This is a genomic window from Rhodococcus sp. T2V, assembly GCF_029269925.1.
GTDB classification, from domain to species: Bacteria; Actinomycetota; Actinomycetes; order Mycobacteriales; family Mycobacteriaceae; genus Rhodococcus_F; species Rhodococcus_F koreensis.
In genome coordinates this window covers 1-564 of sequence record NZ_JARJBD010000370.1, presented here as the reverse complement: position 1 = coordinate 564, position 564 = coordinate 1, and the positions used below count along the sequence as shown (strand labels likewise).

The window sequence follows — 564 nt, the reverse complement described above, 5'->3', positions numbered from 1 at the left end:
CACCGCCGCGGATCAGATCCCGCGCCCGCGACCCGTCGTCGGCCAGACCCAGACCACGGACCACCGCGACCGGCACCCCACCGAGCTTGCCCTTCACCAGATCCCCGGCCGCGGCGATCTCGTCGGCCACCGCGACCTCGGTGACCATGAGTTCGTTGCCCTGCGAGTCCCGGGCCCCGACGTATCCGTGCAGCACCGGCACCCCGGCCGCACCGATCGCGGCGTCGATCTGCCCGTTGCGCCACGCCCGCCCCATCGTGTCGGTGACCACCACCGCCACCGTCACCCCGAGCGCCGCCGCGATCGCCTCCCGCAGCCCGCGGGCACTGCCGTCCGGATCCTCCGGCAGCAGAGCCAGTTCCGAGCCCTCCACATTCGAGCCGTCGATACCGGACGCCGCCTGCACGATCCCGAGCCGGTTCTCGGTGATCAGGGTCCGGCCCTTGCGGGCGACGACCCGGACCGCTTCCTGCTCCACCAGCCGCCGGCGGGCCGCGTCCCGCTCCTCGGGGTCGGTCGGCGAGGACACGATCCGGCCCTCCACCTTGGAGAACACCTTGCTGG

At 73.4% G+C, this 564-nt stretch carries 1 protein-coding gene; it reads right to left on the bottom strand.

Going from position 1 to position 564, the window contains the following annotated elements; all coding sequences use genetic code 11:
- Positions 1-564: coenzyme F420-0:L-glutamate ligase (locus tag P3H15_RS54425; RefSeq protein WP_276144889.1), on the bottom strand; the 564-nt coding region annotated here is incomplete at both ends.